We start from the raw sequence: 7429 nt of genomic DNA, 5'->3' as shown, positions 1-7429 counted from the left end.
TGAAAAAAGTGCTCCTAATAGTCAGATTAATGTCTAACTATTATGGAGCACTTCATTTTTTGGAGAGCTTTTGCTTTACAAGGCGGCTTTAATTACGAAAAAATGCAAAATATTGGCTATGTATATGCAATGGAGCCAGTAATTAAAAGGCTATATTCTAATACTAAAGACCGTGCTGCTGCTTTAAAGCGTCACTTGGCCTTGTTCAACTGCACTCCGGCTATGACACCAATGATTATGGGGATTTCTTCAGCAATGGAGGAACAGTATGCCAACAATCCTTCTTCTATGGATCCGGATTCTATCAACTCAGTTAAAGCTGCTTTAATGGCACCTTTTTCTGGAATTGGTGACTCCATTTTGTTTGGTACATTTCGAGTTATTGCTGCGGGAATTGGAGCGTCTTTTGCTAAACAAGGAAGCATCTTAGGTCCAATTCTTTTCTTTGTTCTATATAACTTGCCAGCAACTTTAATTAGGGCTTTTGGCTTGAAATATGGCTATAAATGGGGAGTTGAATCCTTAGACGAGGTCCAAAAAAACGGTGTGATGGATCAAATAATGCAGATTGTAGGAATTATTGGGATGATGGTAGTGGGAGGAATGGTAGCAACTATGCTTCCAGTAACTACTACACTCAAATTTTCTATGACTGGTGCTACTGTAAAACTACAAACTATTTTCGATCAGGTTATGCCGAAGTTATTGCCTTTACTGGTTACTTTATTGGTATTTTGCTTAATTAGAAAGAAGGTAAGTGTTTCAAAGCTAACTGTTGGAGTGTTAATTTTACGCATTTTATTACATGTAATTGGAATTTTATAAGGAGTAAATATGAACTTAATTCAACAATATATTTCAGCTACGCCAGATCAACTTAAAAAAATAGTGGCAGGAAGTAAAGAACTTTTTGCAAACGTTGCAAAAAGAGATATTAAAAAAATCATCATCACTGGTTCTGGGACAAGCTATCACTCCGGATTACAGATGCAATCCATAATGCGTAAACGTTCGGGAGTTGAAGTTTTATCTCTTTATCCTTTTATGTTTACACCAGACTTTTTTGTAGGAGATAATTCGCATACTCTGTTTATTGGCATTTCTCAGGGAGGAAGCAGCTTTAGTACATTTGATGCCATGAAAACAGCTAAAAAGGCAGGTTGTATCATTGGTACAATGGCTGGTGAAAAAGATGCCTATATTGATCAGATTGCTGATGAAGTTATGACTGTTAATATCGGTGAGGAAAAAGCCGGAGCTAAAACCAAGGGTTATTATTCAACCAAATTGAATCTACTTCTTTTGGCTGAGTACATTGGTTTGGCAAATGGTAACCTGAATCAGGCTCAATTTGAGCAGGATTTACAAGATCTGAATGCTACTTTAGATTTATTTCCACATGCATATAAAAGAGCATATGACTGGGTTGAAGAACATAAAGAAAAGCTGGCAAAAATGGATAAAGCAAAAAGCCAGTTTATCAACAACTGGCTTTTTGCTTTATCCAATTTCATTGATGTAAGTAACTATGGTTGTAAATAAATTGATCACCACGCGCAACGCAATAGGTATATTCAATGGGAATGTGTCTGTTATTAAAAGATGTTCTTTTTACTTTTAAACATGGTGCATCGTAACTGACTTTTAATAGTTTGGCGTCTTTTGCCTGAATTAAACTAGCTTGAATTGCCTCGTTAACTAAACGGACTGTTTGATGAAAATTTGTTTTCATTATTAAATACAAAGAATTTTGTGTTAGTTGTTCGATGGTGAGAGTGGAAAATTTTTCGTAGGGAAGATAAGTTCTTTCTATCATCATCGGCTGTTTATCTGCAGCTCTCAGAAATTTTAATTTGATAACTTTTTCACCCTGGTTAATATTAAATTTTGAAGCCAAAAAGCTATCTGAATTAAAAATTTTAAATTCTAACAAATCAGTTTGAGGAGTTTTTCCTAAGGCTTTCATATGATCAGTAAAACTATAGATGTCATTGAGTGGAGTTAATGACGATTTTTCTGAAACAAAGGTTCCTTTGCCATGAATCTTATAAATGTAGCCCCTCTTTTCGAGCTCGTCTAACGCCCGTCTTACGGTATATCTGCTTATTTTCAGTCGTAAAGAAATATCCCGTTCACTTAAAAGTTTTTGGTCTTTTTTCATATTGTTTTGAATGTAATTTTTTAAGAAAGCTACTAATTTTAAATAAATTGGTTGTTTTGAATATTTTTCCATAAAAATTCCTAATCTATGGTCCGAACCACTACTAAATAAATTTAGAATTAAAAGATCCTATACGTATAAGTATTATAACAAAGATTTACAATAATTGTACTGTTGACAATGTCATCGCTTTCAATTATTATATTTTTATAATGGTCCGGACCATAATGGATTATAGGAGGTAAAACATGAGTGAACCAAATATTTTGTTGACAAGAATTGATAACAGACTTGTTCACGGACAGGTTGGAGTTATTTGGACTAGTTCTATAGGAGCTAATCTGTTATTAGTGGCAAATGATGATGTAGCAAACGATCCTTTGCAACAGAAGTTAATGAAGAGCACTTCTGAAACTTCTGGAGCTCAGATAAGATTTTTCTCAATTGAAAAAACAATTAAGATCATTGGTAAGGCAGCACCAAGGCAAAAGATTTTTATAATTGTTAAAACACCAAAAGACGCTGTTAGACTGGTTGAAGGCGGAGTGCCAATAAAAGAGATAGATGTCGGTAATATGCATTTTTCAGCTGGTAAAGAAAAAGTTACGGATAAAGTCTATGTCGACCAAAATGATAAAGACGATTTAATGAAATTAGTTCATGATAATGTCAACATTTATATCCAAGACGTACCTGGTGATAAGAAGACAGCAATTGACTTTTAAGTAGTCAGAATCTGGAGGAACAAATGCAAATAACTTTTTTACAGGGGATTTTGCTAAGCATCTTTGGTGCTATAGCGGGTCTAGACTCCTATACAGAAGCTTTATATATTTTTAGACCAATAATTAGTTGTGCCGTAACTGGTTTAATTCTGGGTGATCCTGTAACTGGACTTTTAGCAGGTGGAATTGCAGAACTTACCTTTGCTGGACTAACAAACGCAGGAGGAACGCAACCGCCTAACCCGGCAGTTTGCGGAATTATGACTGTAGTTATTGCTCATACTACAAAGGTTGCGCCAGCTACTGCAGTTGGCTTGTCGTTGCCTTTTGCTATGCTGATGCAATACATTATTTTGATGTACTATTCATTGTTTTCAGGTTTCATGCCTTCCATGGATAAAGCGGCACAAAATGCGGACACTGGGAAATTTAATAGATTTATTTACTTTTCAATGTTTGTAATGGCTGCAACCTTTTTTGTAATTATTTTCTTATCCGCTTATGCCGCTCAGGGTCCAATGGCCGCTTTGGTTAAAGCAATGCCCAAATGGTTAATTCACGGCTTTGAATTAGCAGGGGGTGCATTACCGGCAGTAGGATTTGCCATGCTGCTTAAGGTTTTATTGAGGATCAATTATGTTCCTTACTTACTCTTAGGATTCGTAATTGCCAGCTTTATTAACTATTCCAACGTATTGCCTGCAGCTGTAATAGGTGTTGTTTTTGCTATGATTGACTTCTTTGACAATAAGCAACATCAAAAATTGCAAGCACAGATAGATGAAGTAAAGGAAAATGGAGGTAGTGAAGATGGAATCTAACTCAAATAAAAAATATACCAAAGTAAGTAAAAGCGATATTACTAAATTAGGATTGAGATCTTCACTATTTCAATTAGGATTTAACTATGAAAGAATGCAGGCACCTGGATGGACCTGGGCTCAAATTCCTGTTTGGAAGAAAATATTTGGGGATGATAAAGAGGCTATGTCGGAAGCCATGGTTGATAATATGAACTTTATCAATACTAGTCCGCCCCTTGTGCCAATTTTGTTAGGATTACTAACAAGTATGGAAGAAAAAAGGGTTGATCGTAAAACGATTAGTGGTTTGAAGAACGCCCTCTTTGCACCCTTAGCCGGAATTGGTGATGCAATTTACTGGTTTACAATTATGCCAATTGTGGGCGGGATCTGTGCATCTTTTGCTTCAAAGGGTAATCCACTTGGGCCAATTATTTTCTTCTTGGTATATCTGGGAATATTTTTATGCCGTATTCCTTTTGCGCATCTTGGCTACGACATGGGAACTAAAGCAATTGATGTAATTCAGAAAAATTCGACCATTATTTCTAAGTCAGCTTCAATTATGGGACTGACGGTAATTGGGGCTTTAATTAGTTCTTACGTTACCTTGTCTTTAAAGGTGAAAATAGGCAGTGTTTCTCTTCAAAAAGACTTTTTGGATAAGGTATTTCCTAACTTACTGCCATTAGGATTTACATTTTTCCTATATTGGCTACTTAAGAAAAAGGAAGTCTCTCCAATTGTCTTAATAGTTGTTGTTTTTACTTTATGTATTGCCTGTTCATTTTTTGGAATTATGTAAGTGAGGAATGATTGTGAGTAATATCAAAATAATCGTAGTTGGACATGGTAAATTCGCATCTGGCTTACAAAGTTCTCTTGAATTGTTTGTAGGTAAACAGGAAGAGCATAATTTTATTGATTTTACTAAAAAAATGAGTGAAATTGACTTACAAGAAAAAATTGCCGCTCAAATTGGAAAAGAAGAAACAATTATTTTTACTGATATGCTGGGTGGAACGCCGTATAAAGAAGCGGCTAAGATAGCCTATGATAACGAAAACGTTGGGGTTGTATCAGGTTGTAACTTGAGTTCACTGCTTGAAACTACTTACAAGGAATATCCTAGTAAAGAAGCTTTGATGCAGGATCTAGTTAAAATCACTAAAGAAACAGCGCAGGTTTTTGATAAAAATGATTTAAATAATGAGTCTGATGAAGATGATTTTTCAGATGGTATATAAAAAGGGATTGTAATTATTATGAAGAGTATGGAATATTACATTAAGTCTGAGGCCGATGCATATAGTAAAGTCTTTAAAAACTATCAGCAATTATTAAGGCCGTTAGTTGAGAAGTATAAGACAAATCAAGCAAAATATAATTCAATTGTTTTATTTGCGACCGGCTCCAGTTCTAATGCAGCTTATGGTGCTGTACCTTATATGACTGAAAGATTAGGTATTCCTGTTTATGTTGAGGAGCCTTCAATTGCCGCTAACTATCATAGCAAGTTTAGAGACGATATTCTTTATGTTGCAATTTCACAAGGTGGTCATAGTGCATCAACTATCAAAGTAGTTAAAGAATTAGTTGCCAAAAAAATTGATGTCTTTGTTTTGACCAGCGACCCAGATAGTCCAATTGCGCAAACGGATGCGCAAATAATTCTCATGGGCATGGGAATCGAAGAGATGCCATATGTAACGTTAGGATATAGTGTTACTATTTTACTATTGATTCTTTTTGCAGTAGAGTCATCTTTTCAAACCGGAAAAATTGCGCAAACAGATTATGAAAATGATAAAAACGAAATAGGTTTAATAATCAATAACTTGCTTGAAGTTGTTGCAGTTTCTGAAAAGTGGACTGATCAGTACTTAGCACAAAATTCCGATATTAAGAGAATATTTTTTATAGGTTACGGTGCAGTATACGGTGTAGCACGCGAGGGCGAAACCAAGGTAACAGAAACGGTGCACATCACGGCTCAAGGTAAGGAACTCGAAGAATATATGCATGGTCCGTATATTGGACTTCACAGTTCAGATCATTTTGTCTTTATTGAGCCCCAAGGCAAATTGGAGCAGAGATCGCAAAAGCTGCAAAAATTTTTACAACTTCATTGTAAGAACATAGCACTTATAGCTAAAAAAGCTGTTTCTTCTGCAGATATTGACGTGCTAAGTTTAAACACAGATGTAAATGAATTACTTACTGCTTTATTTATGACCGTTCCCGTTCATTTGCTAGCATATAAACTATCTAAATCCAAAAAAATTGATTTGGAGCATCCAACGTATCCTGAGTTCGATGAAATTACTAAATCAAAAATATAAATAAAAATTTTTCATTTAGACCTGATCCCATATTTAATTAGGATTCAGGCCTTTTTGTTTTGGCTTTTTTTATAATTAGCAAAAATACTTTTGTCTAGATAGGGACTGTAAGTATACATATCTTGTTATGAAAGCGAATTTATCAGCTGCAAAATTACCCTAAAATAGAATCTGAAAGGGGGAGAATTGATGTGAATGAGAGGATCCAAGAAATAATTTCCCTTTTATTAGAAATACCAGATATTAAAGTAACGGAGATGATGGATAAGTTAGCTTTAACAAGAAGACAAGTAAATTATGCTATTGGTCTAATTAATGAGGATTTAAAGGCGCACGGGTTAAGTCCTATTAAAAGACACAATAATGGTACATTTACTTATACTGATAAATTGCAAGAATTACTCGTTGTAGATAAAAATTCAAATAATAATTTTCCCAATAAAAACAGAGCGGAACTGATACTGCTTTATCTAATTTGTAATGTTGATTATGTTTCATTAGATGATCTGACCGCAATTGTTCATTATAGCAAAACGACAATTCTTCAGGACCTTAAGATTGCAGAGCAGATGGTGAATAAATTTCACCTCAATTTAAAATACAATCGCTCTAGAGGATATTTTTTGCAAGGCTCTGAAGACCAGATTTTAAGGTTGACTACTAACATAATTTTGCAAAATTCTGATAATTTAGCGGGAAATTTACTGGAAAAATTTGCTATTAATAAAGAAATTGTAAAAATATCATTAAATTTAATTACAAGATTTGAAGCTAAATTTCAAGTCTCATTTTCCGATAAATATTTCAATAATTTAAAACTTTTAGTACAAATTATTATATCTAGAGGTTTAGTTTGCAAAAGTGGTCTTAAAGTTGATGAGTTTATTGCAAAAACAAAAGAATATCAATATTTGAGAAAACTAACCGAGTTAAGCAATATTAGCGATTTTTACTTAAAATGGATTGCCTTGGAAATTTTATCTTCTAACGTTTTCGATAAAAATAATTCCGAATATAGTCCAGATGAAATTGAACTATTTGGCTTTGTCCATCAGATTGTGGAGGGCTTTAAGTCAAGAACGCTGGTTAATATCCAAGATCAGTCACGATTTGAAAAAAGACTGTTAAATCATTTGAGGCCGGCGTGTTTTCGTGTTAAGTATCGCTTACCAAGTATTGAAACATTGAATCTTGACAATGATAAGGATAAGCAGCTTCTTGTAGATATTATAAAAGATTTAATTAAGCCCCTAGAGCAATGGATCGGTACTAAGTTTTCCGAAGACGAAGTTAAGCTGTTAACTTATTATTTTGGTTATTTGCTTTTCGATAATGCCAACTCTCAAAAAATCAATAATGCCAAGTATAGTGCCGTTGGGGTTGTTCAAATGGAATAAT

Annotated in this window: 9 protein-coding genes; 8 read left to right on the top strand and 1 reads right to left on the bottom strand. The window is 34.3% G+C overall.

The window, feature by feature from the left end; translation table 11 throughout:
- Nucleotides 1-42: 42 nt before the first annotated feature.
- Nucleotides 43-825 (top strand): PTS system mannose/fructose/sorbose family transporter subunit IID, encoded by a 783-nt coding sequence (locus Q0K80_RS05905; protein ID WP_294604329.1) that lies wholly within the window; start codon nt 43-45, stop codon nt 823-825.
- A 9-nt stretch (nt 826-834) separates the two neighbouring features.
- On the top strand, nt 835-1542 hold the full coding sequence (locus Q0K80_RS05900) for an SIS domain-containing protein (RefSeq protein ID WP_294604327.1): 708 nt from the start codon (nt 835-837) through the stop codon (nt 1540-1542).
- Here Q0K80_RS05900 and Q0K80_RS05895 read toward each other — a convergent pair.
- Nucleotides 1511-2233 (bottom strand): GntR family transcriptional regulator, encoded by a 723-nt coding sequence (locus Q0K80_RS05895; protein WP_294604326.1) that lies wholly within the window; start codon nt 2231-2233, stop codon nt 1511-1513. The two genes, Q0K80_RS05900 and Q0K80_RS05895, sit on opposite strands and share 32 nt — an antisense overlap.
- A gap of 176 nt (nt 2234-2409) precedes the next feature.
- Here Q0K80_RS05895 and agaB point away from each other — a divergent pair, with 176 nt between their 5' ends.
- The 6 genes from agaB to Q0K80_RS05865 all read left to right on the top strand — a co-directional run bounded on the left by agaB (nt 2410) and on the right by Q0K80_RS05865 (nt 7428).
- Entirely contained in the window at nt 2410-2886 is a 477-nt protein-coding gene (gene agaB / locus Q0K80_RS05890; protein ID WP_046324270.1) for a PTS galactosamine transporter subunit IIB, read from the top strand.
- Nucleotides 2887-2909: 23 nt separating this feature from the next.
- Nucleotides 2910-3707: a PTS galactosamine transporter subunit IIC gene (gene agaC / locus Q0K80_RS05885; RefSeq protein ID WP_294604324.1), complete on the top strand. Its 798-nt coding sequence runs from the start codon at nt 2910-2912 to the stop codon at nt 3705-3707.
- Complete coding sequence (gene agaD, locus Q0K80_RS05880) at nt 3697-4494, top strand: PTS galactosamine transporter subunit IID (RefSeq protein ID WP_294604322.1); 798 nt, start codon at nt 3697-3699, stop codon at nt 4492-4494. Before agaC ends, agaD begins: the two co-directional genes overlap by 11 nt.
- Before the next feature lie 13 nt (nt 4495-4507).
- Nucleotides 4508-4936, top strand: coding sequence for a PTS sugar transporter subunit IIA (locus Q0K80_RS05875; protein ID WP_294604321.1), 429 nt, complete (start codon nt 4508-4510; stop codon nt 4934-4936).
- Nucleotides 4937-4963: 27 nt separating this feature from the next.
- Nucleotides 4964-6031, top strand: a complete 1068-nt coding sequence (locus Q0K80_RS05870; protein ID WP_294604319.1) for an SIS domain-containing protein — start codon at nt 4964-4966, stop codon at nt 6029-6031.
- A gap of 191 nt (nt 6032-6222) precedes the next feature.
- On the top strand, nt 6223-7428 hold the full coding sequence (locus Q0K80_RS05865) for a transcription antiterminator (RefSeq protein ID WP_294604318.1): 1206 nt from the start codon (nt 6223-6225) through the stop codon (nt 7426-7428).
- Nucleotide 7429 lies beyond the last annotated feature (1 nt).

This window comes from uncultured Lactobacillus sp., assembly GCF_945290125.1.
Taxonomy (GTDB): domain Bacteria; phylum Bacillota; class Bacilli; order Lactobacillales; family Lactobacillaceae; genus Lactobacillus; species Lactobacillus rizhaonensis.
Note: the sequence above shows the minus strand (reverse complement) of the source record. Positions and strands in the feature narration are given on the sequence as shown.